Annotated in this window: 26 protein-coding genes and 1 pseudogene; 8 read left to right on the top strand and 19 right to left on the bottom strand. The window is 74.0% G+C overall.

Going from position 1 to position 26,229, the window contains the following annotated elements; translation table 11 throughout:
- The 3 genes from AB0C69_RS04980 to AB0C69_RS04970 all read right to left on the bottom strand — a co-directional run.
- The coding region (locus AB0C69_RS04980; protein ID WP_360349892.1) for a PAS domain-containing protein at positions 1 to 190 on the bottom strand (190 nt) is incomplete at its 3' end.
- A 140-nt stretch (positions 191 to 330) separates the two neighbouring features.
- On the bottom strand, positions 331 to 918 hold the full coding sequence (locus tag AB0C69_RS04975) for a TetR/AcrR family transcriptional regulator (protein WP_345174672.1): 588 nt from the start codon (positions 916 to 918) through the stop codon (positions 331 to 333).
- Positions 919 to 945: 27 nt separating this feature from the next.
- Positions 946 to 2,508: an MFS transporter gene (locus AB0C69_RS04970; RefSeq protein ID WP_360349887.1), complete on the bottom strand. Its 1,563-nt coding sequence runs from the start codon at positions 2,506 to 2,508 to the stop codon at positions 946 to 948.
- A 153-nt stretch (positions 2,509 to 2,661) separates the two neighbouring features.
- Between AB0C69_RS04970 and panB the strand changes: the two genes are divergently transcribed.
- A complete protein-coding gene (gene panB / locus AB0C69_RS04965; protein ID WP_353832810.1) occupies positions 2,662 to 3,513 on the top strand; it encodes a 3-methyl-2-oxobutanoate hydroxymethyltransferase in 852 nt (283 codons plus the stop codon).
- Between the two features lie 80 nt (positions 3,514 to 3,593).
- Here panB and AB0C69_RS04960 read toward each other — a convergent pair whose 3' ends face one another.
- From AB0C69_RS04960 to npdG, 4 genes are all read right to left on the bottom strand, one after another.
- Entirely contained in the window at positions 3,594 to 4,343 is a 750-nt protein-coding gene (locus AB0C69_RS04960; RefSeq protein WP_360349884.1) for a hypothetical protein, read from the bottom strand.
- Positions 4,344 to 4,353: 10 nt separating this feature from the next.
- Positions 4,354 to 4,677, bottom strand: coding sequence for a hypothetical protein (locus tag AB0C69_RS04955; RefSeq protein ID WP_353832808.1), 324 nt, complete (start codon positions 4,675 to 4,677; stop codon positions 4,354 to 4,356).
- 77 nt (positions 4,678 to 4,754) lie between these two features.
- Positions 4,755 to 5,858: an NAD-binding protein gene (locus AB0C69_RS04950; protein ID WP_345174661.1), complete on the bottom strand. Its 1,104-nt coding sequence runs from the start codon at positions 5,856 to 5,858 to the stop codon at positions 4,755 to 4,757.
- 55 nt (positions 5,859 to 5,913) lie between these two features.
- Entirely contained in the window at positions 5,914 to 6,609 is a 696-nt protein-coding gene (gene npdG / locus AB0C69_RS04945) for an NADPH-dependent F420 reductase (protein WP_360349876.1), read from the bottom strand.
- Between the two features lie 91 nt (positions 6,610 to 6,700).
- Between npdG and AB0C69_RS04940 the strand changes: the two genes are divergently transcribed.
- The gene (locus tag AB0C69_RS04940) at positions 6,701 to 7,297 is read left to right on the top strand and encodes a hypothetical protein (RefSeq protein ID WP_345174657.1); all 597 of its coding nucleotides are present in this window, start codon (positions 6,701 to 6,703) and stop codon (positions 7,295 to 7,297) included.
- On the opposite strand, the gene AB0C69_RS04935 is transcribed toward AB0C69_RS04940, so the two are convergent.
- Positions 7,294 to 7,470 (bottom strand): hypothetical protein, encoded by a 177-nt coding sequence (locus tag AB0C69_RS04935; protein WP_345174656.1) that lies wholly within the window; start codon positions 7,468 to 7,470, stop codon positions 7,294 to 7,296. The two genes, AB0C69_RS04940 and AB0C69_RS04935, sit on opposite strands and share 4 nt — an antisense overlap.
- A 68-nt stretch (positions 7,471 to 7,538) precedes the next feature.
- Between AB0C69_RS04935 and map the strand changes: the two genes are divergently transcribed.
- From map to AB0C69_RS04915, 4 genes are all read left to right on the top strand, one after another.
- Complete coding sequence (gene map, locus AB0C69_RS04930) at positions 7,539 to 8,390, top strand: type I methionyl aminopeptidase (RefSeq protein ID WP_353832805.1); 852 nt, start codon at positions 7,539 to 7,541, stop codon at positions 8,388 to 8,390.
- A 59-nt stretch (positions 8,391 to 8,449) separates the two neighbouring features.
- Positions 8,450 to 9,139: a helix-hairpin-helix domain-containing protein gene (locus AB0C69_RS04925; protein ID WP_360349871.1), complete on the top strand. Its 690-nt coding sequence runs from the start codon at positions 8,450 to 8,452 to the stop codon at positions 9,137 to 9,139.
- A gap of 19 nt (positions 9,140 to 9,158) precedes the next feature.
- The gene (locus AB0C69_RS04920) at positions 9,159 to 10,211 is read left to right on the top strand and encodes a DNA polymerase ligase N-terminal domain-containing protein (RefSeq protein ID WP_360349868.1); all 1,053 of its coding nucleotides are present in this window, start codon (positions 9,159 to 9,161) and stop codon (positions 10,209 to 10,211) included.
- Between the two features lie 197 nt (positions 10,212 to 10,408).
- Positions 10,409 to 11,125: a metal-dependent hydrolase gene (locus AB0C69_RS04915; protein WP_360349865.1), complete on the top strand. Its 717-nt coding sequence runs from the start codon at positions 10,409 to 10,411 to the stop codon at positions 11,123 to 11,125.
- Here AB0C69_RS04915 and AB0C69_RS04910 read toward each other — a convergent pair whose 3' ends face one another.
- Genes AB0C69_RS04910 through AB0C69_RS04900 form a run of 3 tightly spaced genes read right to left on the bottom strand, consistent with a single transcriptional unit; the run spans position 11,126 to position 13,814 of the window.
- Entirely contained in the window at positions 11,126 to 11,647 is a 522-nt protein-coding gene (locus AB0C69_RS04910; RefSeq protein ID WP_360349862.1) for a hypothetical protein, read from the bottom strand.
- Positions 11,644 to 13,143, bottom strand: coding sequence for a HAMP domain-containing sensor histidine kinase (locus AB0C69_RS04905; RefSeq protein WP_360349859.1), 1,500 nt, complete (start codon positions 13,141 to 13,143; stop codon positions 11,644 to 11,646). The genes AB0C69_RS04910 and AB0C69_RS04905 overlap by 4 nt, the downstream gene beginning before the upstream one ends.
- Positions 13,140 to 13,814, bottom strand: coding sequence for a response regulator transcription factor (locus tag AB0C69_RS04900; protein WP_360349856.1), 675 nt, complete (start codon positions 13,812 to 13,814; stop codon positions 13,140 to 13,142). Before AB0C69_RS04900 ends, AB0C69_RS04905 begins: the two co-directional genes overlap by 4 nt.
- A gap of 101 nt (positions 13,815 to 13,915) precedes the next feature.
- Here AB0C69_RS04900 and AB0C69_RS04895 point away from each other — a divergent pair, with 101 nt between their 5' ends.
- Positions 13,916 to 15,643, top strand: coding sequence for a hypothetical protein (locus AB0C69_RS04895; RefSeq protein WP_360349853.1), 1,728 nt, complete (start codon positions 13,916 to 13,918; stop codon positions 15,641 to 15,643).
- On the opposite strand, the gene AB0C69_RS04890 is transcribed toward AB0C69_RS04895, so the two are convergent.
- From AB0C69_RS04890 to AB0C69_RS04855, 8 genes and pseudogenes are all read right to left on the bottom strand, one after another.
- Positions 15,637 to 16,758, bottom strand: coding sequence for a hypothetical protein (locus AB0C69_RS04890; RefSeq protein WP_345174635.1), 1,122 nt, complete (start codon positions 16,756 to 16,758; stop codon positions 15,637 to 15,639). The genes AB0C69_RS04895 and AB0C69_RS04890 overlap by 7 nt on opposite strands.
- 72 nt (positions 16,759 to 16,830) lie before the next feature.
- Positions 16,831 to 17,481, bottom strand: coding sequence for a response regulator transcription factor (locus AB0C69_RS04885; RefSeq protein WP_345174633.1), 651 nt, complete (start codon positions 17,479 to 17,481; stop codon positions 16,831 to 16,833).
- Positions 17,478 to 18,710, bottom strand: coding sequence for a histidine kinase (locus tag AB0C69_RS04880; protein ID WP_353832800.1), 1,233 nt, complete (start codon positions 18,708 to 18,710; stop codon positions 17,478 to 17,480). The genes AB0C69_RS04885 and AB0C69_RS04880 overlap by 4 nt, the downstream gene beginning before the upstream one ends.
- Before the next feature lie 58 nt (positions 18,711 to 18,768).
- On the bottom strand, positions 18,769 to 20,841 hold the full coding sequence (locus tag AB0C69_RS04875; RefSeq protein WP_360349848.1) for a cytochrome c oxidase assembly protein: 2,073 nt from the start codon (positions 20,839 to 20,841) through the stop codon (positions 18,769 to 18,771).
- The gene (locus AB0C69_RS04870; RefSeq protein WP_345174624.1) at positions 20,834 to 21,481 is read right to left on the bottom strand and encodes a copper resistance protein CopC; all 648 of its coding nucleotides are present in this window, start codon (positions 21,479 to 21,481) and stop codon (positions 20,834 to 20,836) included. Before AB0C69_RS04870 ends, AB0C69_RS04875 begins: the two co-directional genes overlap by 8 nt.
- Positions 21,482 to 21,609: 128 nt before the next feature.
- The gene (locus tag AB0C69_RS04865) at positions 21,610 to 22,731 is read right to left on the bottom strand and encodes a DUF5685 family protein (RefSeq protein WP_360349844.1); all 1,122 of its coding nucleotides are present in this window, start codon (positions 22,729 to 22,731) and stop codon (positions 21,610 to 21,612) included.
- Between the two features lie 83 nt (positions 22,732 to 22,814).
- Entirely contained in the window at positions 22,815 to 24,113 is a 1,299-nt protein-coding gene (locus AB0C69_RS04860; RefSeq protein ID WP_345174620.1) for a tetratricopeptide repeat protein, read from the bottom strand.
- A 14-nt stretch (positions 24,114 to 24,127) separates the two neighbouring features.
- Positions 24,128 to 24,445, bottom strand: a pseudogene (locus AB0C69_RS04855) (helix-turn-helix domain-containing protein); the annotation flags it as partial.
- Positions 24,446 to 24,629: 184 nt separating this feature from the next.
- Here AB0C69_RS04855 and AB0C69_RS04850 point away from each other — a divergent pair.
- On the top strand, positions 24,630 to 26,075 hold the full coding sequence (locus AB0C69_RS04850) for an NCS2 family permease (protein ID WP_360349841.1): 1,446 nt from the start codon (positions 24,630 to 24,632) through the stop codon (positions 26,073 to 26,075).
- The last annotated feature ends 154 nt before the right edge of the window (positions 26,076 to 26,229 follow it).

Genomic DNA, 26,229 nt, shown 5'->3' with positions numbered 1-26,229 from the left:
GCTCCCGACCGGCCTTCGCCTCGTCGCCGACCAGGTCGGTCGCGGGCCGGCCGATCAGCTCCTCGGGGGCACGGCCGAGGACGGCCTTGGCGTTCGGGCCGCACTGCACGATGTGCCGAGCACCGTCGATGCCCAGGACCAGGGTCCGGGACGCCGAATCGGTGGCTGGCGCATCGCCTCGCGGCGCCATGACGGATCTCACCTGACGCGCTCCAGACAGCCGGTCGTCTCAGCACTACCCAGCGACAGTATGGGGCATGAGCCAGCGGTAAGGGGAGAAGATCGCGCTTACCGCGCCTAAAACCGCCCGTCGTCCGCTTCCGGACGGCTTTACCGCGCGCTCTCGATGCCCCGCAGGAGGGTGTCGACGACCGCGTCGGCGTACCCCTCGGGGAACGTCTCCTGCGGCCGCTTGGCGGTCAGGGAGCCGAGCAGCAGCGACATCGCGACCTCCACGTCGAGGTCGGGGCGCAGCTCCCCGGAGTCGACCCCGCGCTGGATCACCCTGCGGATGACGTCCCGCCGCGGCTCGATGACCTCCTGCCGGTAGCGGGCGTACAGCTCGGGGTGCTTCTCCGCGCCGCCGACGACGTTCCAGAAGCACCGCGAGTACCGGCGGTGCCGGTCGCCCGCGAACCGCCGCGCGATCGCGGTGAGGTCCTCGCGGGCGGACGCGCCGGACGGCTCGGGCAGCGGCTCCTTCACCGCGCCGAGCGCGTGCACGATCAGCGCCTCCTTGCTGGGCCAGCGCCGGTAGATCGTCGTCTTGCCGACGCCGGCGCGGGCGGCGACCGCCTCGATGGAGACGCCCGCCACCCCCGACTCCTCGGCCAGCAGGTCCAGGGTGGCCTCGACGATGGCCTTCTCGGCGCGCTCGCTGCGCGGCCGCCCCGCCTGCCGCCGCTCGGTCCCGGTCATGATTCCCTCACCCTGCCACACCGGCCGTCACACGGCGGCCTTCTCCGGCCGCCGCTCGGCCGGAGCCTGCTCGGACGGCGCCGCGGCGCGTCCCGGCATCCACTTCAGGACGACCAGGGCGCCGATGAGGGAGACCACGGCGGCGGCGACGGACGCGGCGTGCATGGCGTGCACGAAGGCGGCGTCGGCGGGGCCGACGAGGCCCTGCCCGGCAGGGCCCATCCGGGCGGCGACGGCGTGCGCGCCCTCGATCGACTCGGCGGCGGCCTGCCGCGCGCCGGCGGGCAGCGCGGCGAGCTCGGCGCGCAGGTCGCCGCGGTAGACGGAGGCGACGACCGAGCCGAGCACGGCCACGCCCATCGCGACCGCGACCTGGCGGGCGGTGTTGTTGATGGCCGATCCGGCGCCGGCCTTCTCGCGGGGCAGGGCGGACATGACCGACTCGGTGGCGGGCGGCATCACGTTGGCCATCCCGACGCCCTGCACGAAGAAGATCGCGCCGAGGATCCACAGGGAGGTGTGGACGCCGACGAACTGGTAGCTCGCCAGCGCGACGGTGACCAGCAGCAGCCCGGCGGTGCAGACCGCCTTGGCGCCGAACCGGCGCACCATCGCGGCGCTGCGCGGGGCGAAGGCGAGCTGCGCGACGGCGAACGGCAGCACCATGGCCCCGGACTGGAGCGGCGTCAGGCCCCGCACCGACTGCATGTAGAAGTTGGCGAAGAAGAACACGCCGGTGGCGGCGAAGAAGCACAGCGCGATGGAGGCGACGGCGGCGGACATGCGCGCGTCCTTGAACAGCCGGACGTCGAAGGCCGGGGACGCGGTGCGGGCCTCGTGCCACACGAACAGGGCGAGGACGGCGGCGCCGGCGAGGATCGGGCCGAGCACGGGCGCCTGCAGCCAGTCGCCCTTCTCACCGCCCTGGATGATCCCGTACGACAGGACGACCAGGCCGATGACCGACAGCACCACGCCGACCGGGTCGAGCCGGCCGGGGGCGGGGTTGCGCGACTCGGGGACCAGGAACGCCATCAGCGTGACGCCGACCGCGATGACCGGCACGTTGATGAGGAAGACCGAGCCCCACCAGAAGTGGGCGAGCAGCAGGCCGCCGGTGAGCGGGCCGATGGCGACGCCGAGGCCGACCGCGCCGGCCCAGATGCCGATGGCGCGGGCGCGCTCGTGCGGCTCGAAGACGTTCGTGATGATCGACAGCGTCTGCGGCATGACCGCGGCGCCGCCGAGGCCCATCAGGGCGCGGGCGTAGATGAGCTGCTCGGGCGACTGCGCGTACGCCGACACCAGCGAGGCGAGGGCGAACACCGCCATGCCGCCGACGAGCACGCGCTTGCGGCCGATCCGGTCGCCGATCACGCCGAAGGTGAACAGCAGGCCGGCGAAGACCAGCGTGTAGGAGTTGATCGCCCATTCGAGCTGGCTCTGCGTGGCGCCGAGGCCCTTGTCGGGGTCGGCGATGGTCTTGAGCGCGACGTTGAGGATGGTGTTGTCCAGCACCACCACCAGCAGGCTCATGGTCAGGACGCCGAGGATGTACCACCGGCGCCGCTGGATCGTCTGGGGGTCCATGTCGATACGCAACGGTATCGTTTCGGAATCTGTTCCCGGCCCGGCGGAGAAAATTCTGGAATGGGGAGGGGTACCCGAATCGTTGGCCAGGTGGCACCATCGGTTTCGTCTGGGTACGCCGCAGTGGCGCCTCAAGACCAGCGGAGGTTCTGCATGTCTTCATCCGTCGCATCCCCGGCACAGCCGACCGCACTCTACGGCGGTACGAGCGGGCGCAGGGTGACCGTACGCGACATCGCGGCGGCGAAGCAGCGGCACGAGAAGTGGCCGATGCTCACCGCCTACGACGCCCTCACCGCACGGATCTTCGACGAGGCCGGCATCCCCGTGCTGCTCGTCGGCGACTCCGCCGCGATGGTGGTCTACGGCTACGACTCGACCATCCCCGTCACCGTGGACGACCTGATCCCGCTCACCGCGGCCGTCGTCCGCGGCTCCAAGCGCGCCATGGTGGTCGCCGACCTGCCGTTCGGCTCCTACCAGACGGGCGTCACCGAGGCGCTGACGGCCGCCACCCGGTTCCTCAAGGAGACCGGCGCCCACGCGATCAAGCTGGAGGGCGGGCGCCGCGTCATCCCGCAGGCCGAGGCGATGGTCGCGGCCGGCATCCCGGTGATGGGCCACCTCGGCCTCACCCCGCAGTCGGTGAACGCGTTCGGCGGCTACCGGGTGCAGGGCCGGGGCCAGGACGGCGACGAGCTGATGGCCGACGCCAAGGCGCTGGAGGCGGCGGGCGCGTTCTCCGTCGTCCTCGAATGCGTGCCCGAGGAACTCGCCGCCCGCGTCACCGCGTCCCTGTCCATCCCGACGATCGGCATCGGCGGCGGCAACCAGACCGACGCGCAGGTTCTCGTCTGGCAGGACATGGCCGGCCTCACCCCGCACACCGCGAAGTTCGTCAAGAAGTTCGCCGACATGAACACCCTGCTCGGCGAGGCGGCCCGCGCCTACGCCGACGAGGTCGTCAGCGGCGCCTACCCGGCGCCGGAGCACACCTACCACTAGCGGGCACGGGCCCCAGCGCCGAACCAGGCCCACCCCCGCACGGCCGCGCCGCCCCCGGCGCGGCCGTGTGTGGTTTCCGCCTACTGGTCGGGGTCGGAGCGGACGGGCGAGGGCCGTGCTCCGGCGCCGGACCGGCCGCCCTCGTGGCCCTGGCCGTCGCGCGGCGGCGGGACGGGGCGCGGGGCCGCGCCGTCCGCCGTGATCTCGTCGCGGAGCGTCTCCACGGCGGAGCGCAGCACGTCGGGACCGGCGACGTTCATCAGCAGCAGCCCGAGGTTGAGGGCCATCTGGCCGTCGGTCATCTCGCTGCCGGCGAGCGCGTCCACGGCCGTGCGCAGGTCGGCCTGGTCCTCGGCGGAGACGTTCTGCAGCAGGCCGAGGCAGTACGTCGGCAGCGCGAGCCGCGACCGGGCGAACGAGACGCCCCGCATGATCTCGCCCGCCTCGTGCGCGCGGGTCTTGGCCTGCATCCGGTCCACGCCCCGGTCGGCGGCGGCCAGCAGCGAGGTCAGCAGCGTGCTCGGCCCGACGGCGACGTCCTCGTCGCCGACCCGGACGGTGAACACCGCGCTGCGGAACACCATCATCGAGCCGAGGCTCGCCACGAGCACCTGCGTCGCCTCGGCGACGTGCGGCGACTGGACGCCGAACCGCCAGCCGAAGGTGTGCAGGAGCAGCAGCGAGCCCGCGCCCGCTCCCCCGTTGATCAGCACGTACGCCCAGGTGCTCGGCACCCGGACCAGCGTGGTGGGCCGGTCCCGGTACCGGCTGACCAGCTCGGCGATGCCGACCAGGCAGCTCAGCGAGACCGCGACGACGTATCCGATCATCGGGCCGCGGTCACTCCCCGGTCAGCCGGACGACCTCGTCGATCTCCCGCTCCACCGCGACGAGGCCGCGCTCGCGCAGCACGTCCACGGCGTCGGCGACCTCCAGCAGCCCGAGCCGGGTGGCGTGGTGGATCTGCTCCAGCGACAGCGGGCCGTTGGCCGCCCGCAACTGCGCCAGCACGCGGCGGCACGCGTCCTCCGCGCCCGGCTCGGCGTACCCGGCGGCGCGGCCGGGCTCACCGGCGGGCGCCGCGCCCGGCGGCCGGGCGCCGCCGCTCCGCCCGGAAGGGGCCAGGAACGCGCTCCACGGATCTGCCGACCGGTTCTCTCTCATCTCCACCCCGCCTGTCGCCACTGCGATGGTAATCCAGGACTAGGACGCGGCGCAGGCCCGAACCGCTCCCCGCGCGGTCAGTGGTCTCGGTCTCGGGGGCCGTCCGGCGGCCCGGCCCCGTCCCGGCCGTCCTCCTCCTCCGCACCGGACGGGCCGCGGCGCCGGGAGGAGGACCGCGCCACGATCAGGCGGTCGCCCGGTTCGAGGGCCGCGCAGCCGGCGTCGTCGAACGGCAGCAGCCGCCCGTCCCGCACCACCGCCAGCGCCGGGACGCGGACCGCGCCGAGCGGGCCGCCGACCTCGTCCGGGTGGACCTCGCGCTCCACCAGGTCGAGGCCGCTCCCCTGCTCCAGCAGGTCCTCGATGACCTCGCCGACGCTCGGCTGCGTGGTGGAGACCCCGAGCAGCCGCCCCGCCGCCTCCGAGGAGGTCACCACGTGGTCGGCGCCGGACTGGCGCAGCAGCGGGACGTTCTCCGACTCGCGCACCGCCGCCTGGATGCCGGCGTGCGGGTTGAGCTGCCGGGCGGTCAGCGTGATCAGCACCGCGGTGTCGTCGCGGGCGCTCGCCACCACGATCTCGCGGGCCCGCTGGACCGAGGCCTGCCTGAGCACCGAGCTGCGGGTCGCGTCCCCGACGACGCCCGCGAACCCGGCCTCGGCGGCCTCGGCCACGACCCGCGGGTCCGGGTCCACGACGACGATCGACTCGGGCGGCACCCCGGTGCTCAGCAGGGTCCGGATGGCGCTGCGGCCCTTCGTGCCGTAGCCGGCCACCACGATGTGGTCGCGCACGCGTGCCCTCCAGCGGGACCTTCGCCAGTCGTCGCGGGTGCGTTCCGCCAGCACCTCCAGGGTCGTGCCCACGAGGACGATGAGGAACAGCACCCGGACGGGCGTGATGAAGACGATGTTGACGAGCCTCGCGCCGTCCCCGACCGGGGTGATGTCGCCGTACCCGGTCGTGGACATGGTCACGGAGGCGTAGTAGAAGGCGTCCAGCAGCGACAGCCGCCCGTCGCCGGTGTCGCGGTACCCGTCGCGGTCGAGGTAGACCACGGCCACCACCATGAGCAGCAGGACGAGCGCCAGCCCGACCCGCTTCGCCACCGCGCGCAGCGGCCCCGTCCGGGCCGACGGCAGCAGGACGAGCGGCCGCCGCGCGGCGTCCTGACCGTTCATGCCGGCCGACCGTTCATGCTGGCACCGTACCGGGGACGGCCCGCCCGATGCGCGGTCAGACGTCCGTGATGCGCAGTCCGGCGTGGGCCTTGTAGCGGCGGTTCATGGAGATGAGGTTGGCGGTGAACGCCTCGATCTGGTGGGCGTTGTGCAGCCGCCCGCCGTAGACGCCGCGCATGCCGGGGATCCGCCCGGCGAGGGCCTGGACGAGGTCGGTGGCCTCCCGGTCGTTGCCGAGCACCAGCACGTCCAGCTCCATCTGGTCCACTTCGGGGTCGAGCAGCAGCCTGGCCGACACGTGGTGGAAGGCGGCCACGACCCGGCTGTCGGGCAGGACGGCCGCGGCCTGCTCGGCGGCGCTGCCCTCCTCGACCGGCAGCGCGAAGGCGCCCTTGCCCTTCTCGAAGCCGAGCGGGTTCACGCAGTCCACGACGATCTTGCCTGCCAGCTCGGCGCGCAGCGACTCCAGCGTGGCCTTGTGCCCGTCCCACGGCACCGCCACGATCACCACGTCGGACTCCCCGGCCGCGACCGGGTTCTCCGCACCGGAGACGGGCAGGTCCGCGCCGAGCTCGTCCGCGGCGGCCTGGGCGCGCTCGGCCTTGCGCGACCCGATCGTCACGCGGTGCCCGGCCAGCGCGAAACGGCGCGCGAGGCCCTTGCCCTGGTCTCCCGTCCCGCCGAGGATGCCGATGGTCAGGCCGCTCGCGTCGGGAAGGTCGTAGGGCGTCTTCTGCTGCTGCTCAGTCATGCGGCCGAGTCTGCCAGGCCGCTCACCGGCGGCCCGGCGCCGGGCTCCCGCATCGCCGAAAGGGCCTGCCGGGGACGCGGGGTGAGGCACCATGGTGCCCGTGGACGCCGAGCAGATATCGATGTTGCGCGAGGTCCTGTCGGCGACGGGCTGGCTGGAGCGGACCGAGGAGTTCGGCCGGGCGCTGCGCGTCACGTCCCGCACCCCGGGCGGGCTCCTGCTGGTCGGCACGCCGGCGGGCGACCCGTGGCATCTGGCGGCGCACCTCGACGACGAGAGCCGGCTCGGCGGCGCCCCCGGCCTCGCGCCCACGCTGGTGCGCTGGGAGCCGCCGGCCGACGCGCCCGCGCACCTGCGGGTCGGCCTGGATCGGCTGGAGGAGGCCCGGCGCGGCGAGACGCTGTTCGTCGTCGCCGAGGAGGGGGCGCCCGTCCCGCTGCTGGAGCGGGTGGATGACGCGCGCCGCACCGGGGCGACCGTCCTCGCGCTGGAGGGCGGCGACCGCGAGCTGCGCGGCCTCGCCCACGAGGCGCTGACCGTCCCGCCGGGCGAGGCCCTCATGTCGTTCGACGGGGCGCAGCACCTCGTCAGCGCGGCCGCGGGCCGGGAGCCGGAGCGGAGCCCGCGCGGGCTCAGGCGCCGCCTCGCCCGGCTCCTCGACGCCGTCTCCGGCCCGGTCCCGGACTAGTCCTCGTCCTGCCTGCGCCACGCCTCGTTGCGCTCGCGGGCGATGGCCATGGCGTCCGCGGCCTCGCCCTCGGTCCTGTAGGGGCCCATGCGGTCCTTGCCGGGGCAGCCGGCCCCGTGCTCGGGCTTCATGTGCTTCAGGCAGAACCACCAGTCACCGTCGTCACCGGCCATCGGCGCTCCTTTCGATCATGCGCTGGCACGAGAGTGTGCCCGGATCGCGCTGACTACACTCCATCACTATGACGACCCAGTTGCTCCGACCCGGACGCGTCTCCCCCATGCGCAAGGTTCCCTCGAACATTCCGCGCCCTGAGTACGTGGGGAAGAAGCGGCCGCGGACGGGCGAGCCGGACGTCAAGTCGCCCGAGACCATCGAGCGGATGCGGGTCGCCGGGAGGATCGCCGCGCAGGCGCTGGAGGAGGTCGGCAGGCACGTCCGGCCCGGGATCACCACCGACGAGCTGGACGCCGTCGGGCACGAGTTCCTGCTCGACCACGGCGCCTACCCCTCCACGCTCGGCTACCGCGGGTTCCCCAAGTCGCTGTGCACCTCGATCAACGAGGTGATCTGCCACGGCATCCCCGACGACACGGTCCTGCGCGACGGCGACATCATCAACGTCGACATCACCGCCTTCGTCGGCGGCGTGCACGGCGACACCGACGCGACGTTCCTGTGCGGCGACGTGGACGAGGAGTCGCGCCTGCTGGTGGAGCGCACCCGCGAGGCGGCGATGCGCGGCATCCGCGCGGTCAAGCCCGGCCGGGCGCTGAACGTGATCGGGCGGGTCATCGAGTCCTACGCCAAGCGGTTCGGGTACGGGGTCGTGCGCGACTTCACCGGGCACGGGATCGGCACGACGTTCCACTCCGGCCTCGTCGTCCCGCACTACGACGACCCGGCCGCCACGACGATCATCGAGCCGGGCATGACGTTCACCGTCGAGCCGATGCTGACCCTCGGCACGCACGAGTACGACATGTGGGACGACGGCTGGACGGTCGTCACCAGGGACCGCAGGCGCACCGCGCAGTTCGAGCACACGCTGCTGGTCACCGAGGACGGCCACGAAATCCTCACCCTGCCGTGACCCTTCCCTCGATCTAGAGTCCGATTCGCCCGCATCCGGCCCCGGGAGACCCTCGAGAGATGAACGCCCCAGCGCCGTACGAGCCGAGGGTCCCCTCCGACAGCATGCCGCCGGGGCAGGCCGCGCTGAGCGTGACGTGGGCGGCGCTGCCGTTCCTGACCCTCGGCTTCGCGACGCCGTTCACGTTCGCCGCCGCGCTGCTGTGGCGGCGGAGCGTGCACCTGCTGGTGTCGACGGTCGTGTACGCCGGGGTGTTCGCGTTGATGCTGTCCCTGCTGTCCGGCACCGGCGAGGACGAGGGCACCGTGCGGGCGGCCGGCATGCTGATGTCCGTCCTGGCGGTGGTGGGCTGCGGGCACGCCTTCCTGATCCGGCGGAAGGTGTTCGACCCGCACGGGCTCTCGGGCGTCGACAACGAGGCCGTGGTGGAGCGGGTCAAGCGGCAGCGGCTGCTGCGGCAGAAGGCGCGGGAGCTGGCCGCGACCGACCCGGGGCTCGCCAAGGAGCTGCGCATCGGGCGGCCCGACCTGCCGCACCAGTACAACGACGGCGGGCTCGTCGACGTCAACCACGCGCCCGCGCAGACGCTGACGCTGCTGCCCGGCGTCACTCCGGAGCTGGCGGCGACGATCGAGCGGGTCCGGGCCGAGACGGGCGGGTTCGTGTCGGCCGAGGAGCTGTCCGCGGTGGCGGGGCTCCCGCCCTCACTCACCGGCGATCTGGCCGAGTACGCCGTCTTCATCCGCTGAGCGCGGGTATGCAGCGGGCGTGACCCCGAAGAAGCCCGAGAAGGACGCCGCTCCCCCCGCCCGCGAGGGCGACCGGCTCGCCGAGTACCGGGGCAGGCGCGATGCCGGACGGACGCCGGAGCCCGTGCCCGGCGACGAGGCGCTCCCGCGCGGGAACGACGACACGTTCGTCGTCCAGGAGCACCACGCGACCAGCCTGCACTGGGACCTGCGGCTCGAACGCGACGGCGTGCTCGTGTCATGGGCGGTGCCCAAGGGCCTGCCGTGGAGCCCGGAGACCAACCACCTGGCGGTCCACACCGAGGACCATCCGCTGGAGTACGCCGCCTTCGAGGGGGAGATCCCGCCCGGCGAGTACGGCGCGGGGGAGATGACGATCTGGGACCGCGGGACCTACGAGACGGAGAAGTGGTCCGAGCGCGAGGTGAAGGTCGTCATCCACGGCTCGCGCGTGTCCGGCCGCTACGTGCTGTTCAGGACGCGCGGCAGGAACTGGATGATCCACCGGATGGACCCGCCCGCGGACCCGGACGCCGAGCCCCTGCCGGAGTCGCTGCGCCCGATGCGGCCGCAGGAGCGGGCCCGCCTGCCCCGCGACGCGGACGCCTGGGGGTTCGAGTTCGCGTGGGGCGGCGAGCGGCTGGCCGCCTACGTCGAGGGCGGCCGGACCCGGTTCACCGACGGGCGCGGCCGCCCCGTGGACGGCCCCGGCGGGCTCGGCTCCCGGCTCGGGGCGCAGCTCGGCGTCCGGCCCGCGGTCCTGGACGGGGAACTGGCCGTCCTGGAGGGCCGCGAGACCTACATGATCTACGACGTCCCGCATCTGGACGGGCACCCGCTGCTGGACGTCCCCTACCGGGAGCGGCGGGAGCGGCTCGACGACCTCGGCCTGGCGGGCCCCCGGTGGCAGACGGCCCCCTGGTTCCCCGGCGACGGCGGCGCCGTCCTGCAGGCGGCGCGCGACCAGGGGCTGCCCGGCGTCGTCGCCAAGCGCCTGGACTCCCCCTACGAGCCGGGCGAGGAGTCCGGCGCGTGGCGTCTCGTCCCGTCCCGTCCGAGGAAGCGGCGCTGACCCGCCCGCGGGCTCGCTGATCCGCTTCGGGAAGCGCGGAGAAAGCCCGCGCCCCGGGCGGAACCGGCGGGCGCCTCCGGGCATCAAAAGGACGTGACGCCCCGTTCGGCGCGTCTTCGCTGAAAACGATCAGGAGCGGTTTAGAGTCCCGCCCTGAGACGGGCGGCGATACGCGCTGGAAGGCGGGGGAACGGCACATGATGGGCAAGACGCATGCCCTGAGCGGCGCGCTGGCGTGGCTGGGCGCCGTCCCGATCCTCGGGCAGGAGCGGCTGCTCGGCGAGCACGCGGTGACGCTGTCGCCGGAGCAGATCATGGCGGGCGCCGTGGTGTGCGCCGGCGCCGCGATCCTGCCCGACATCGACCACCACAACGGCCGGATCGCCAACACCTTCGGGCCGATCACGAACCACATGTGCAAGTGGATCGGGAAGCTGTCGGGCGGGCACCGGCAGGCGACCCACTCGATCCTGTTCGCGGTCGGCATCGGCTGGGCGATGGACACCCTCGCCACCCACTTCATCTGGGCCTGGTGGGCCTGCCTGTTCATGATCGTGGGGCTCGGGCTGCGCGGCGTCGGCCTGGACTTCGAGGGCGCCGAGCCGCAGTCGGCGCTGGCGGACTGCGCGCTGGCCCTGATCGCGGTCTGGCTCATGCACAACATCGACATGAGCTTCGTCGGGTTCGCGGTGACGCTCGGCTGCCTGGCCCACGTCGCCGGCGACTGCCTGACACCGCGGGGCTGCCCGGTGTTCTGGCCGCTGCCGTGGCGTATCGACGTCCCCGTCATCCCCCGGACGGACGGCAAGGTGGAGCGGTGGGTGGTGATGCCGGTCCTGATCCTCGGCATCGCGATCCTGACCGTCCGGTCCGTGATCGGCGACATCACCGCCCAGTGGCTGACCCGAGGCTGATCATTCGAGCAGGACGGCGAACTGGCCGCAGGTCAGGGTCTCCCACGTTCTCTTCTCCCGGTACGGGCCGCGCCACAGGTTGACGCTCCTGGTGCCCGGGATCGCCATCGCGGTGCACGCGATCTGAGCCTTGGCCGTCCGCGACCAGGTCGGCCGCGCGTCCGGGTCGTACGGCCGGACGTCCATCACGGGGCCGCGACGGGTCGGGCTGGATCCGTCGGCGGCGGCCTCCGCGGAGAGCCTGTCGTGGACCTCGGTGCGCAGCCCGGCCGCGCGCTCCCGCGCGGTGGGCGGTACGGACAGCTGCTGGACGGCCAGATTCGGCTGCCCGGGCAGTCCGGGTCTCGTCACCGGCACCAGGCTGCGCCCCCGGACGAGGTAGAGGGTGATCGTGGCGGCGTAACCCCGCGCGTTCGGCGCCTCTCCCGCGCTGATGATCCCGGTCGGGCGGATCCCGCAACCGGTCAGCGCGGCACAGGCCGCCACCGCCAGGAGCGCTCGCGCCCGTCTCGACCAGATCACAGGAGTTCCTCCGCTTCACCGTCGGGCAGCCACAGGGTGAAGACCGCGCCGCCCTCCGGCCCGTTGGCGGCCTCCAGCGTGCCGCCGTGCAGCAGGGCGTTCTCCCTGGCGATCGACAGGCCGAGGCCGCTGCCCTCGCTGCGCGTGCGCGCCGCCTCCGCCTTGACGAACCGGTCGAAGACCACGGGGGCCACGTCGGCCGGAAGCCCGGGTCCGCGGTCGGCGACCACGACCCGGACTCCGCCCGCGCCCTCCCCCTCCGGCCGGCCGAAGCGCAGCGAGACGGGCGGGCGCCCGTGCTTGAGGGCGTTCCCGGCGAGGTTGGCGACGATGACGTCGAACCGGCGCGGGTCCAGCCGGACGAACAGGTCGGCGGGGCCCTCCACGGCCACCTCCTCCTGCCAGCCGCGCGCCTTCAGGGTCGCGCCGACCGCGTCGGCCACGTTCACGTCGTCCAGGACGAGGGCGGCGGCGCCCGCGTCGAACCGGCTGATCTCGATCAGGTGCTCCACGAGCGCGCCGAGCCGCCGGGTCTCGTCCGCGACGAGCCGGGCGGCCGCGCCGCCGCCCCCGTCGGCTCCGCCGTCCTCGGCGGCCTCCTCTGCCAGCACGTCGGTCATGGCGATCATCGAGGTCAGCGGCGTGCGCAGCTCATGGGAGACGTCCGCGACGAACCGGCGGGACGCGGCCTCCATCGCTCGCAGCTCCGTCACCGTCCGCTCCAGCGCCTCCGCGGTGCGGTTGAACGTCTCGGCGAGGTCGGCCAGCTCGTCGCGGCCCCGCACCCGGACGCGGGTGTCCAGCCTTCCCTCGCCGAGCGCGCGGGCGGCGGCGCCGAGGCGGCGCACCGGGCGCAGCACGCCCCCGGTGGCCAGCAGCGCGAGGGCGAGCGCGGCCGCCAGCGCCGCGGTGTCCGCGATCAGCAGAGTGCGGGTGAACAGCGCCAGGTCGGCGGCCTCCCGGCGCAGGCTGGCGGAGACGAACACCATCGGCGGCGTCGTGCGCCACGGCTCGTCCACGGTGGTCTCGTAACCGGTGACGCGGGCGCCGACGAGCAGGTAGGGCGTACCGTGCCGCCGGACGCGCTGGAAGACCACGCCCCGCATCGCGCGCCGGGCGAACTCGCGGGTCACGGGGACGTCCAGCACCCCCGGCGGCGGGAGACCGGTCTCGCCCCGCAGCGGCACCGTGACCGCCACCGCCTCGCGCCCCGGCATCGAGCCGAGCGCGTCCTCCAGGGACGCGGCGACCAGCGGCTCCACATCGGGCGGAAGGGCGGGCGGAATCTGCTGGGCGAGGGTGGCGCGGACGTCGTTGAGCACGGCGTCCTGGGCGCGCTGCAGCATCACCCGCCGCAGCAGCACGTAGGAGATGCCGGAGGCGAGCACGGACGCCAGCAGCGCGACCGCGGTGAACGCGGCCGCGAGCCGCACCCGCAGCCCGGTGAACCGCAGGCGCCGCATCCCGGGCGCGACGAACCGGAGGAGGCTCCTCACGGCGTGGTGAACCGGTAGCCGAAGCCCCGGACCGTCTCGATCAGCCGCGGCTCGGCCGGCTCGTCCTCGATCTTGGCGCGGACCCGCTGGACGCAGGCGTCCACGAGCCGCGAGTCACCGGGGTAGGTGTGCTCCCACACCTCGGCCAGCAGGTGCTGGCGGGTGAGGGCCTGACCCGGGCGGCGCGTCAGCTCCAGCAGGAGCCGCAGCTCGGTCGGGGTGAGGCGCAGGTCGGCGCCGCCCTTGGTGACCTTCAGGGAGGACCGGTCGACGACGAGGTCGCCGTAGACGGACCGGTCCAGGCGGGTCTGGTCGGCGCGGCGCAGGACCGCGCGGATCCGGGCGTCCAGGACCCGCGGCTCGACGGGTTTCACCACGTAGTCGTCGGCGCCCGCCTCCAGTCCGAGGACGACGTCGAGGTCGTCGCCCCGGGCGGTCAGCAGGATCACCGGCAGCGGGTCGTCCCGGCGGATCCGGCGGCACACCTCGATGCCGTCGATGCCGGGCAGCATCACGTCCAGGATCGCGATCTCGGGACGGCGCGCCCGCAGCGCCTCCAGGCCGTCCTCGCCGGTGGCCCGGGACGTCACCCCGTGCCCCTGGCGGGTCAGCGCCAGCTCCAGCGCCGTCCGGGCGGACGGATCATCCTCGATGAACAGAATGCTCGCCACCCGGTCATTATCGGCCGTGCGCGATCACCGAACGGGATGTGTCACAAGATCCGGACATCTTCGGCACGAGACCATGACGGTCCGGCGGAACCGTGGAGCGCATGTCGCTCGTGCTGCTCCCGCCCCGCCGTCAAGCGCCGCCCGCCCCGCCGGGCCCCCGCCGGCCGCGCGCCCTGCCCTGGCTGCTCGCGGCGGGCGTGCTCGCGCAGGCGGCGCTCCGGCTGTGGTTCGCCTGGTCGCGGACGGGCCCGGCCGCGAACCCGGACGAGACCGGCTACCTGCTCGCCGCCCGCCTGCTGGCCGGCGGGCCGGGCGGGGACCTGTCCGGGAACACCTTCTACCAGGGCGGATACCCGCTCCTGCTCACCCCGGCCTTCTGGTTCTCCCACTCCCCCGCCACGGTCTACACGACCGTGATCGCGATCAACGCGGTGCTGGGAGCGGCCCTGTTCCCCCTCGGGTACGCGGCGGCCCGCCGCCTCGGGCTGGCCCGCCGGTCCGCCCTGCCGCTGGCGTTCGCGGCGGCGCTGCTGCCCGCGACGACCTTCTTCGGCGCCTTCGCGCTCGCGGACGCCGTCCTGCCGGCGCTCGTCCTCGCCTGGCTGCTGGCGCTGGACCGGTTCGTCCGGAACGGCGGGGCCGGGGACGCCGTCCTCGCGAGCCTGGTCGCGTCCTTCACGGCGGCCGTCCACACCCGGGGAACGATCCTGCTCGCCGTCCACGCCGCCGCCCTGGTGGTCATGGCTCTGCCCGGACGCCGGAAGGCCCGCGCCGCGCTGGCCGGGGGCGCGGCCGCGCTCGCCGGGTACGCGGCGGGCGCGGCGCTGAAGGCGCACGACCGCGCCGACCTGAATCCGCGCGGCACGCGGGACCTCGCCGGGATCCTGACGTCCCGGCTGACCACGGTCCCGGGGCAGGAGTGGGCGCTGTCGGGCGCGGCGGGGCAGCTCTGGTACCTGATCGTCTCCACCTGGGGCCTGGCGGGGGCCGGGCTGGTGGCCGTCGCCGCGGTCCTCGCGCGGCGGCGGACTCCAGCCGCGGACAGGATCATGGCGGGCGTGCTGCTCGCCGCCACCTGCGGCATCGCCTACGCGTCCTCGGCCGCGCTGCCGGACGAGCACCGCGTGGGCAACTTCGCCTACGGCCGCTACCTGGCGTGCGTGGCGCTGGTCTACGCCCTCGCCGGGGCCGCGGCGCTCGGGCGCCTCAGCGCGGGCCCGGCGATCCGGGTGGCGGCGGCGAGCGCCCTCCTGCTGGAGGGGGCCGCGCTGTGGGTCACCGCCTACGCGGGCGAGCGGCTCCGCACCCACGTCTTCATCGGCTTCGACTTCCCCGAGGTCACGTTCCTGACCGCCGACCGTGGCGCGCTGCACCCGCACGAGGCGACCTTCGCCGCCCTCGCCCTGCTCGGCGGCCTGCTCGTGCTGACCAGGCCGAGGACGGCGGCCGTGGCGGCCGTCGCGATCGCCGGGGTGAACCTCGCGGCGCTGACGTTCGCGATGGGGCCGCACACCCGGCGCGTCCCCGCCGAGTCCCCGCTCCCCGGCCCGGCCTCAGGCGGGGTCGTCACGGACGCGTCGCTCCACTGGGCGGTCAGGACCGCGCTGATGTACCCCGTGTGGTGGACGCGCCTCGGCACGTTCGACACCCGCGCCGGACGGCCGCCCGCGCCGGGCGTGTGCACGGTCGTGGTGCCCCTCCCGGACGGGACGCCGCCCGAGGCGTCCTGGCCCGCGCATCCGGCGGGCTGGCGGCCGCACGCGGGACGGTTCTGGTCGGTGTCGTGGGCGGCCTGGCACGACCCGTCCTGCGCGGGCCCGGGTCAGTAGCGCGTCACCAGCGCGATCCGGTCGTGGTCGATGAGGAAGCCGTCCGAGACGAAGGTGACCTCGCCGCCGTACTCCAGCACCGTCTCGATGACGTGGTCGACGACGTCGTCGACCACGTCCGCGCCCTTGAGCACGCCGGGCATGCCCTCCACCGGGATCAGCTCGCCCTTGGTCCGCACCGCGGGCGCGTAGTAGCCGCGCTCGACGACCAGGTGCTCGCCGCGGCCCTCCTCCACCAGCTCCGTCACCTCGCACAGCCCGCCCGCGTACCGCTGGATGCTGCGCGCCGCCTCCAGCTCCGACAGCACGCCGACCTCGCGGAGGTCCTCGTAGGCGGCGAGCGCGGGCCGGGCGGCCTCGGCGAGCGCGCTCGGCGAGGCGCCCTCGAAGCTGCCGTCGACGCGTCCCGCCACGGTGACGTGCGGCCCCGCCACCTCGTCGAAGACCGCCTGGTGCCGGGTGACGCCGGCGACGATCAGCGGGCGCCGGTCCCGCGCGAGGACGCGTTCGAGGTCGGCCGCCACGTCCCGCATGGTCTGGCGGCGGCGCTCGCCCTCGCCGCCCTGCGCGGCCCGCCGCGCCTGCCGTCCGGCGCTCGCCTCGTCGATCGGCTCGGGCTCCACGGGGAAGCCGCCGCGGGCGTACTCGGTCAGCTCCGCGCCGAGTCCGCTCCACAGCCGCGTCCGGTGGTCCGACAGCGACAGCAGCCAGTAGCGCGGCGTGCGGGTGAAGTCGGCCACGAGGTCGCGGGTGGCGAAGCCGGTGTCGACGACCACCCGCTCGTCCACGGGCTGGCCGATGGCGAACGCGTGGTGCTCGCCGTGCGGGGCGGCGAACAGGACCAGCGCGTCGGAGCCGTGCCGCGGGTCGACCTCGCCCGCGGCGCGCTCCAGGCCCCGGACGACGTCGTCGGCGGCGTCGGACTCCACCCGGGGGTCGTCGTGGAGGCGGCGGCGCACCTCGCCCAGCAGGTTCCGCAGCCGGATGCGGTCCTGCCGGCCGTCACGGGCGGAGCGGTGCGTCGGCATCAGCACCGACACCGCGGGATACGGCCTCGGCTTGCGCAGCCCGGACAGGGTGACGGCGTCCATGATCCCCCGATCGTCGCTCTTCATCCTTTCTGTCTCTTTTGTAGCGACCTGTCGGTAAATGAGGTGTAAGGCCTGTCCGATTTGCGGGCCGGGACGTCAGCCCGGCGTGATGAAGGCCGTCTCGTAGGCGAAGATCACTGCCTGGGTCCGGTCGCGGGCCTGCATCTTGGCGAGGATGTTCCCGACGTGCGTCTTCACCGTCTGCGGGCTCACGAAGAGCTCACCGGCGATCTCCGCGTTCGAGTGGCCCTTGGCCATCAGCCGCAGCACGTCCCCCTCCCGCTCGGTGAGCCGGCCGTGCCAGGCCGCGCCCCCGCCGCCGGACGGCCCGTGCCGCCCGGCCAGCTCCCGGATCGCCGCCGGGAACAGCAGGCTCTCGCCGTGCGCGACCATCCGGATCGCCTGCAGGATCTCCTCCGGCCGCGTCCGCTTGAGCAGGAAGCCGTTGGCGCCCGCCTTCAGCGCGTCGTAGACGTACTCGTCGTTCTCGAACGTGGTGACGACGATGATCCGCGGCGGCTCCGGCACGGTGGCGAGGATGTGGCGGGTCGCCTGGATGCCGTCGAGCCGCGGCATCCGCACGTCCATCAGCACGACGTCGGGGCGCAGCCGCCGTACCTCGCCCGGCACCTCGGTCCCGTCGGACGCCTCGCCGACGACGGCCAGATCGTCCTCCGCGTCGATGATGGCGGCGAGCCCGGCCCGGATCAGCCGCTCGTCGTCGACCAGCAGCACCTTGATCGTCATGATCCGGACCTTAGCGGCAGCGAGACGCGGAACCGCCACCGATCGCCGTCGGCCCCGGCGCTCATGTCGCCGCGCAGCACGGTGACGCGCTCGCGGACCCCGCCGAGGCCGCGGCCGCCGCCGTGCCCCGCGCCCTCGCCGCGGGTCGCGCCGAGCGGATTGGTCATCTCGACCTCCAGCCGTTCCCCGTCGGTGCCGAGCCGCAGCCGCACGGGCACCTTCCCCGCGTGCCGCAGGGCGTTCGTCAGGCCCTCCTGGACGATCCGGTACGCCTCCCGCGACACCGCCGCCGGGACGTGCTCCACCTCCGGGTCCACCTCGGCGTCCAGCGCCACCCCGGCGATCCGCGTCTGCTCCAGCAGCCGTCCGAGGTCCTTCAGCGTGGCCTGCGGGGCGGGACGGGACCGGTCGTCGCGCAGCAGCCCGAGCACGTGGTCGAGGTCCTCCAGCGCGGCGCGGGCCGAGTCCTCGATCGCGGCGAGCGCCTCGCGGGCGAACTCCGGGTCGCTGTCCAGCACCCGCCCGGCCGCCCCCGCCTGCAGGGTCACCACGCTGAGCGCGTGCCCCACCGAGTCGTGCAGCTCCCTCGCCAGCCGGTTGCGCTCGGCGAGCCTGACGGCCTCGGCCCGCATCCCCTCCATCCGCTCGGCGGCGGACGGCCCGAGGAACACCGGCGCCAGCCGGGCCAGCAGCGCGCCCGCCCCCACGATCAGCGCGAGCAGCAGGACCAGCGACCCCAGCCCGATCAGCGGCGCGGGCCACTGGTGCCAGGCGTCCTGCCAGCCCCAGGACTGCAGGAACCGGGTGTCCCAGCTCACCGCCGGCGCGATGAGCATCACGACGGCGGCCGGGGGGAGGACCAGGCTCAGCCCGCTGACCACGACGCCCGTGCCGAGGTGCAGCGTGAACCACGCGGCGGTGCGGCCGCGGCTCTCCCAGGAGCCCGCGGAACCGGGCACGAGCCCGGCGGCGGGCCCCCCGAGCAGCTCCTTGGCCAGGGAGCTCTCCAGCAGCCGCACCGTCGGCACGAGCCCGGTGACGAACGTCGCGGCCGCCGGCATGACGACCAGCATCAGCACGCCCTTGACCAGGCTGTTGCCCATCGGCACCAGCGGGGTCATGCTGATCGCCAGGAACCAGTACGGCATCAGCAGCGCGCCGCCCACGACGAGGTGGGACCAGCGCCGCCAGGTCGTCCGCTCGATCAGCGGGCGGAGCACACGGAGCACGCCCTGATCCTGACAGAACCGGCGGCCCGGCCACTCCCCCGCGCGGGGGAGGCCGCGCTCACGCGTTGTCCTTCTCTCCGGCGGCCTCTCCGGCGGCGCCCTCCCCGCCGGTCCCGCCGGAGGCGCGGTCGCGCTCGGCGAGCTTGGCCAGGCGCGCGTTGTAGGCGGCGAGCTCGTCGTCCTCGGGGCGCCCCCCGGCCTTCGCGGCCCGGTCGGCCTTGCGGTCCATGCGCCGCGCCTGCCGCTGGTCGTGGACGTACCACTGGAAGGCCAGCACGATCAGGACGATGAACGTCGGCACCTCGCCGAAGCCCCACGCGATGGCGCCGCCGGTGTGCTGGTCGTGCAGGATCGTGGTGCCCCACGGCGGGTCGACGGAGGTGTACCAGCCGCGGGCGAGCGCCTGGCTCATGTTCATCAGGGCGATGCCGAAGAACGCGTGGAACGGCATCGTGACGAACAGCAGCAGCAGGCGGGCCGGGTACGGCAGCTTCCGCGGCGCCGGGTCGACGCCGAGCAGCACCCAGAAGAACAGGGAGCCGCTGGCCAGGAAGTGGACCGTCATCGCGACGTGGCCGAGATGGTTGCGCATCGCGGCCTCGAACAGCGGCGTGAAGTACAGGACGAACGTGCTCACCACGAAGACGAGCGTCGCGACCGCGGGATGGGCGATCACCGCGAGGTACCGGCTGTGCAGCACGGCGGTGAGCCACTCGCGCGGGCCGCGGTCGCCGCGCACGCGGGCGGGCCTGAGCGCCCGCAGCGCCAGCGTCACCGGCGCGCCGACGACCAGGAAGATCGGCGTCAGCATGTTCAGCACCATGTGCTGCGCCATGTGCACGCTGAACAGGATCGGCGCGTACCTGGCGACGCCGGTCTGGGTGACGGCCGCGATCGTCAGGAGCCCGATCAGCCAGGACGCGGTGCGCCCCCAGGGCCAGGAGTCGCCGCGCCGCCGCAGCCGGACGACCGCGGCGAGGTAGAGGCCCCCGAGGACGACGACGAGGGCGGCGAAGAACAGGTCGAACTGCCCCAGCGTCAGCAGCCGGACGGGGGTCACGTGCGGGGGCATGTCGTAGCCGAGCAGCGACTTGACCGCGGACTCCGGCTCGGCCGGGGCGGGCGGCGCGGTCCGGGCCAGCGCGACGGCCAGCCCCATGGTGGCGCCCATCACGGCGGCCTCCACGGACGCGAACCGGGCGAACGCCCCCGGCCTGCCGTCCGCCACCGCGGGCAGCGTCCGCGTCCGGTGCCACCAGCCGAACCAGCCGAGCACGCAGAACGCGATGATCTTGCCGAGCGCGAGCCGTCCGTAGTCGGTCTCGACCATCTCCCGCGGATCCGGCAGCCGGGCGACCACGTTCACCAGGCCGCTGGCTCCGACGACGACATAGCACCACAGGGCCATGCGGCTGAACCGCTCCGCCACGAGCGGGAGCCGGTCGCGGCGCAGCAGCGCGTGGGCGGCGACGACGGCGAGCCCGCCGACCCACGGGGCGACGGCGGCGACGTGCAGGGCGACGCCGGTCGTCGCGGTGGAGTGGTTGGCGGCCGAGGCCGAGTGCCCGGTGAGCGGCGCGGGCAGCAGGGCGATCCCGGCCAGGGCGAGCAGCCCGAACGCGGCGGCGGGCGTGGTGGTGGTGCGGGCCAGAAGCGCCACCACGACGGCCAGCAGCACCACGACCATGAGGGCGGTGCCCTGCGGCAGCGAGCCGACGTAACTGCTCAGCTCGCTGCCGGTGAGGACGTCGCCGACCGGCTGGCCGAGCACGTCCGCGACGGTGAACACCAGCGTGGCCGCGGCGGCGGCGGCCCAGGCGGCGGCGATCCAGGAGGCGGCGTTCAGGTAGCCGAGGGCGTCCCCCGACAACCGGGGCGCGGCCCGCCCGCCCTCGACGGGCAGGAATGCGGCCGCGGCCAGCAGCGCGCCGACGGTCAGCGCGGACAGCAGGTCCATCGCCGCCCGGGAGACCGGAAGCCCCCACCGGGTGAGGGCGCCCGCGTCGCCGAGGCCGGGGATGACCTTCTCGGTGACCGAGCCGCCGAGGACGAGCCCGGCCACCAGCAGGACGGCGCACGCGGCCAGGGCGGCCGCCCCCGCCCGCCAGACGGCCAGGCTCGCCCTATTCACCGCCGGTGGCCGCCTGGTGCTTGCGCTTGGCGCGGAACACGATGCCCACGCCGATGCCGACGCCGACGAGCAGGCCTCCGATGATCAGCACCCACAGGAGCATCCCCGAGCCGGAGTCCTCCTCGGCCGCGTCGTTCTCCTGGTCGGCCTTGAGCGGCCGCTCGTCGGAGTTGGCGGCCGGGCCCGTCTGCTCCTCGGCGCCGACCCCGCCCGCGGTGGGCGCGGACGAGGCGGCCGGCGGGGCACCCGCGGCGCCGTCCCCGGTCACGCTGAACGTCAGGTCGTTCCCCTCGATCGGGTGCCCGTCCTCGCCGACGACCCGGTAGGCGACCGTGTAGGAGCCGGCGGGCAGCGGACCGGACAGCTTCTGCGTGACCTTGGTCCCGGCGCGCTCGGCGGCGCCCGCCTGGAACTCCTTCTTGTTCCCGTCGCTGACGACGACCTTCGCCAGGCTGATCTCGTCACTGAAGACCAGCGTGACCTCGGTGACCGCGTCCGCGGACCTGCCCTTCTCGGGCGTGCTGCCGACCAGCTTCGTGTGCGCCATCGCGGGGGGCGCAGTGAAGGCGCCGAAGGCGAGCGCGGCGGCGGCGATCAGGCCGAGGCGGCGCAGGGGCCGGCGGGACTTGAGCATGTTCATGGAGGGCCGGGTTCTCTAGTGAGTCGACGTTCTTTAATGAGTCGCAGGGCTCCGTCTACCCTACTGAGCCCTCCGCCATGGCACGTCCCGGGTCGCGCGACGGCGCGGCCCGGGAGGAACGGCGCCGGTCAGTTGCACCCGCAGTCGCAGTCGCAGCAGTCGCACGAGTCGCAGCAGTCACAGCAGTTGCAGCAGTCGCAGCAGCTCCCGTCGCAGCCGCCGCCGTCGCAGCCGTCGAGGTGCCGGGTGCACCAGCAGCGGTCGTCGCACGAGTCGCCGTGGTGGTCGCTCCACTCGGGCTGGAAGATCCCGCAGGTGGCGCAGACCAGCGTTCCGGTGAAGCACGGGACCGGCCAGCCGGGGCGCGGCGGCCGCGGCCCCCGCCTGGACAGCTCCGCCGGAGCGGCGAAGGCGCGCTCGACCGAGCGGCCCGCCTCGCGGTCCAGCAGGGCCCGGACGAGGCGCGGCCTCTCCAGCTCCAGCTCGGCGAGCGCGAGCCGCAGCCCGTGCAGCGCGCCGTCGGCGTGCCGGCGGGCCTCGTCGAGGGTGGTGCCGGTCGCCAGGAGCGGGTTGTACGCGCCGGCCTCCTCGTCCTCGGCGAGGTCCTCGACGGCGTCGATGAGGTGGGCGAGGCGCCCGAAGAAGCGGCCCGCCTCGGCGAGCGTCTCGGCGTTGCCCTCCCGGCCCGCGAGGACGGCCGTGTGCGCGAACACCGCGGCGACGGCCGTCTCGGTCGGCTCGGTCAGGTCCAGCAGCCCGAGGCCGGGGGCCGCCTCCAGGAGCGGCTGCCGGGCGACGGCGTCGCGAAGCACCGCGGGGTCGAACCCGACGGCGGCGCCCGTGCGGCCGCCCGCGGCGTCCCACCGGTCGGCCATCCGCCCGGCCGCGGCCGCGACGAGCCGGCGCGCGTAGGGCCCGTCGCCGTCGGCCACGTGGTCGCGCGTCTTGCCGGCGGCGAGCAGCAGGGACGCGGCCGCGGCGAGCTGCGCGCCCTGCGCCCGCGCCGTGACGACCTCGGCCGTCTTCATCCCGCGCAGGGCGCACGGTCCGGCCTTACGGCGCGGCGACAGCTCCGGAGCCTGCGCCTCCACCAGCACCGACACGAGCAGCCCGTCGTAGTTGGTGACGAGCCGGGAGGCCTGGCCGTGCTCGGCCCGCAGCGTCAGGCACAGCCCGCACAGGTGGGCCATCCAGTCCTTGAACAGCGACCCGCACAGAACATGACGGCAAGGTCTGACAACACCGAACACGACTAACTCCCCCATCTCACGCCGACCGCAGCATTATTCATGGACGCGGCGGCACGCGAAACGGTTCGGCCGGAACGGTCCGATCAGACCCCCACGCAGGTCAGGGCGCGGCGGTAGGCGGCCATCCGGGGCCCGTCGCAGGTCCCCGTCCCGGCCAGCACCTCGGCGAGGTCGAACCACGCCTGCGCGGCCTCCCGTGAGGACTCCATCTCCTCCAGGCAGGTCGCGGCCCGGGTCAGCACCTCGACCGCGCGGTCGTGCCGGCCGAGCCGCACCGATGCCTCGCCGAGCACGGTCAGCGCCCCGGCGGTGGCGCGGCGCGGGGCGTCCCCGAGCAGGTCCAGGGCCTCCTCGGCGAGCGCCACCGCCTCGGCGGGACGGCCGAGCGCGGTCTCCGCGCGGGCCAGCTCGGTCAGGCACCAGGCCACGTCGATCTCGCCGGAGGAGCTGGCGCTGATCTCGCCGCGCACCCGGGCGAGCAGCTCGCGCGCGCGGTCGGCCTGGTCGGGCTTGGCCCGCAGCAGCAGCCCCGCGTAGATGACGCGGAGCCGGTTGAGGTTGCGGGGGTCCTCGCCGTCGCCGGCCAGCATCAGGGCCCGCTCGGCGAGCGCGACGCCCTCGTCGTACTCGCCGCGGATCTCCGCGACGTAGGCGGCCTCCCAGTAGGCGACCATGCGGGCGCGGGGGCTGCCGATCCGCTCGGCGCGCTCGACGAGCTGGGCGGCGAGCTGGCGGGCCCGGACGAGGTCGCCGCGCTCGATGAACGCCGACAGCAGCGCCGCGCCGAGGTCCACGGCGGCGTCGGTGGAGTCGGCGCCGGTGGCGACGAGGTGCCGCAGCGCGGTCTCGGCGGCCTCCACGCCCGCGCTGATGTCGCCGCGCTCGCGCAGGCAGCGGCTCAGCGCGACGTGCACCTTGGCCCAGTGGTCGAGGTCGGCCTCGGCGGACGCCTGCCCGGTCAGCGCCGTCAGCTCGGCGATCGCCTCCTCCAGCTCGCCCGCTGCCTCCAGCGCGAGCGCGTGGCCCCAGCGGGCCTGGTGCAGCATCTCGGGGAGGGCGACCGCGTCGGCGCTCGCGAGCACCTCGGCGAACCGGGTCCGCGCCTCGGCCGCCGCGCCGTTGCTGAGCGCGATCTCGGCGTAGTCGAGGGTGACGCGCAGCTCGTCCACGACGTCCTCGCTGACGCCGCTGACGAGGTAGGTCGCCGAGCAGTTCAGCTTCGCCGCCAGCAGGTCGACGACGCTCGGCGCCGGGACCCGCTTGTCGCTCTCGATCAGCGAGATGTAGCTGTCGGACAGCTCGGGGAAGGCGAGCTGCGCCTGGCTCACGCCCTGCCGGATCCGCAGGGCGCGAATGCGCTGCCCCAGTGTCTCCCGATCCATCGTTTGACCACCGCCTACAAGGTGCTCGCCGCGCGCAGGGCGAGGAAGAAGTCGACTCGGTCTTCAAGTCTGCCGAGGTCCCGGCCGGTGAGGTCCTCGATTCGCCGGATTCGGTACCGAAGCGTGTTCACATGGACGTGCAGCCGCGTCGCGGTGCGGCTCCAGGAGCCCGAGCAGGACAGGAAGACCTCCAGCGTGTGCACGAGATCGGCCTGCCTGGTGCTGTCGTACTCCTCCAGGGGGCCGAGCATCCGCGCGCGGAAGGACGAGCGCGTCCGCTCCGGGACGGACGCCAGCAACCACGCGTAGGAGTCCAGGGCGGTCGCCCCGGCGGAGTCTCGCATTCGCACCAGGGCAGGCTATAGGCGGCACATCACCCCCGTCACGCTGCGAAGGCCGCGAATCACGTCCCGCCGCCCTCTCTTCACGCGGCCCCCTGGCCTCACCCGGGCCTCGGACGGCTACCCTGTGCACGCCGTTTCCGAACACCATGCTGCTGAAAGCGGAGCGCCCGTCATGTCCAAGACCCAGGCCGAAGCGGCCGACGATTCACCACCGGCGAGCGGGCGCGGGCCGCTGGAGCGGCTGTTCGAACTCACCGCGCGCGGCACCACCGTCCCGCGCGAGCTGCGCGGCGGCGTGACCACGTTCTTCGCGATGGCCTACATCATCCTGCTGAACCCGCTCATCCTCGGCGGGGCGAAGGACGTCAACGACGCGACCCTGTCGATCCCGCAGCTGACCACGATGACGGCGCTGTCCGCCGCCGTCACCACCGTGATCATGGGCCTGGTCGGGAACGCGCCGCTGGCGCTCGCCGCGGGCCTCGGCATCAACGCGGTCGTGGCCTTCCAGGCGGCGCCGGTGATGACCTGGCCGCAGGCGATGGGCCTCGTGGTGATCGAGGGCGTGGTCATCGTGCTGCTGGCGCTCACCGGGGTGCGCGAGCGGATCATGAACTCGATCCCGCTGGCGCTCAAGCACGCGATCGCGGTCGGGATCGGCGCGTTCATCGCGCTGGTCGGCCTCTACGACGCCGGGTTCGTCACCTCCAGCGCCACGAGCCCGCCGCTGTCCCTCGGCACCGGCGGCCGGCTGGAGACGTGGCCGGCGCTGGTCTTCGCGGGGACCCTGGTGCTGATGATCATCCTGTACGTGCGGCGGGTGCCGGGCGCGATCCTGATCAGCATCGTCGCCGGGACGGTCGGGGCCGTGATCATCCAGGAGAACGCCTCCGTCAGGAAGGGCGGCTGGGGTGTGGTCACCCCGAACATGCCCGAGAAGCTGTTCGCCGCCCCCGACTTCGGGCTGTTCGGGCAGATCTCACTGTTCGGCGGGTTCGCCCGGGCGGGAGTGATCACCGCGCTGGTCGTGCTGTTCACGCTGGTGCTGTCGGGGTTCTTCGACGCGATGGGGACGATCCTCGGCATCAGCGACGAGGCGGGCTTGGTGAGCGAGAAGGGCGAGGTGCCGCGGCTCGGCCGGATCCTGTCGGTGGACGGGCTGTCCGCCGCGTTCGGCGGGCTCACCAGCTCGTCGGCGAACACGGTGTTCGTCGAGTCGGCGGCGGGCGTCGGCGAAGGCGCCCGGACCGGCCTGGCCAACATCGCCACGGGCGCGCTGTTCGCGGTGACGCTGTTCCTCACCCCGCTGGCGGCGACCGTCCCCGCGCAGGCGGCGGCGCCCGCCCTGGTCGTGGTCGGCGCGCTGATGATGACGCAGGTCGCCAAGGTCGACTGGAACGACCTGGAGATCACGATCCCGGCGTTCCTCACCATCGTGCTGATGCCCTTCACCTTCTCGATCACCACCGGCCTCGGGATGGGCATCGTCGCCTACGTGGTCATCAAGGCCACGCGCGGGAAGCTGCGCGAGATCTCCCCCGCCCTCTGGATCGTCGCCGCCCTGTTCGTGGTCTTCTTCGCCATCCACCCCATCGAGGAGTGGCTCGGCGTCGGCTGATCCCGCGCGACCGCCCGCGCGCCGGGGACTCCGGGGAAACACGGACGCAGGGTGACCACTCCGCGACGGAACTCGCCCGTTTGTAGGTCTCGGAGGCGGTTGCAGGTGTCAAATAGTGCCGGCATGGCGTAAGCAGAAGGTAGGGCCTTACCCC

Origin of the sequence: Actinomadura sp. NPDC048032, from assembly GCF_040653175.1 — a bacterium.
Lineage (GTDB): Bacteria > Actinomycetota > Actinomycetes > Streptosporangiales > Streptosporangiaceae > Spirillospora > Spirillospora verrucosospora.
The sequence above is the reverse complement of the archived record's forward strand: the minus strand, read 5'-3'. Positions and strand labels throughout refer to the sequence as shown.

What these genes read in the sequence shown, in the direction of transcription:
- map (WP_353832805.1), top strand. Translation starts at nt 7,539, where the DNA reads ATGACGACCCAGTTGCTCCGACCCGGACGCGTCTCCCCCATGCGCAAG.
- AB0C69_RS04870 (WP_345174624.1), bottom strand. Translation starts at nt 21,481, where the DNA reads ATGAACATGCTCAAGTCCCGCCGGCCCCTGCGCCGCCTCGGCCTGATC.
- AB0C69_RS04850 (WP_360349841.1), top strand. Translation starts at nt 24,630, where the DNA reads ATGTCCAAGACCCAGGCCGAAGCGGCCGACGATTCACCACCGGCGAGC.
- AB0C69_RS04950 (WP_345174661.1), bottom strand. Translation starts at nt 5,858, where the DNA reads ATGAACGGTCAGGACGCCGCGCGGCGGCCGCTCGTCCTGCTGCCGTCG.
- AB0C69_RS04970 (WP_360349887.1), bottom strand. Translation starts at nt 2,508, where the DNA reads ATGGACCCCCAGACGATCCAGCGGCGCCGGTGGTACATCCTCGGCGTC.
- AB0C69_RS04885 (WP_345174633.1), bottom strand. Translation starts at nt 17,481, where the DNA reads ATGACGATCAAGGTGCTGCTGGTCGACGACGAGCGGCTGATCCGGGCC.
- AB0C69_RS04925 (WP_360349871.1), top strand. Translation starts at nt 8,450, where the DNA reads ATGAACGCCCCAGCGCCGTACGAGCCGAGGGTCCCCTCCGACAGCATG.
- AB0C69_RS04890 (WP_345174635.1), bottom strand. Translation starts at nt 16,758, where the DNA reads ATGAAGAGCGACGATCGGGGGATCATGGACGCCGTCACCCTGTCCGGG.
- AB0C69_RS04975 (WP_345174672.1), bottom strand. Translation starts at nt 918, where the DNA reads ATGACCGGGACCGAGCGGCGGCAGGCGGGGCGGCCGCGCAGCGAGCGC.
- AB0C69_RS04915 (WP_360349865.1), top strand. Translation starts at nt 10,409, where the DNA reads ATGATGGGCAAGACGCATGCCCTGAGCGGCGCGCTGGCGTGGCTGGGC.
- AB0C69_RS04895 (WP_360349853.1), top strand. Translation starts at nt 13,916, where the DNA reads ATGTCGCTCGTGCTGCTCCCGCCCCGCCGTCAAGCGCCGCCCGCCCCG.
- AB0C69_RS04955 (WP_353832808.1), bottom strand. Translation starts at nt 4,677, where the DNA reads ATGAGAGAGAACCGGTCGGCAGATCCGTGGAGCGCGTTCCTGGCCCCT.
- AB0C69_RS04935 (WP_345174656.1), bottom strand. Translation starts at nt 7,470, where the DNA reads ATGGCCGGTGACGACGGTGACTGGTGGTTCTGCCTGAAGCACATGAAG.
- panB (WP_353832810.1), top strand. Translation starts at nt 2,662, where the DNA reads ATGTCTTCATCCGTCGCATCCCCGGCACAGCCGACCGCACTCTACGGC.
- AB0C69_RS04960 (WP_360349884.1), bottom strand. Translation starts at nt 4,343, where the DNA reads ATGATCGGATACGTCGTCGCGGTCTCGCTGAGCTGCCTGGTCGGCATC.
- npdG (WP_360349876.1), bottom strand. Translation starts at nt 6,609, where the DNA reads ATGACTGAGCAGCAGCAGAAGACGCCCTACGACCTTCCCGACGCGAGC.
- AB0C69_RS04860 (WP_345174620.1), bottom strand. Translation starts at nt 24,113, where the DNA reads ATGGATCGGGAGACACTGGGGCAGCGCATTCGCGCCCTGCGGATCCGG.
- AB0C69_RS04940 (WP_345174657.1), top strand. Translation starts at nt 6,701, where the DNA reads ATGGTGCCCGTGGACGCCGAGCAGATATCGATGTTGCGCGAGGTCCTG.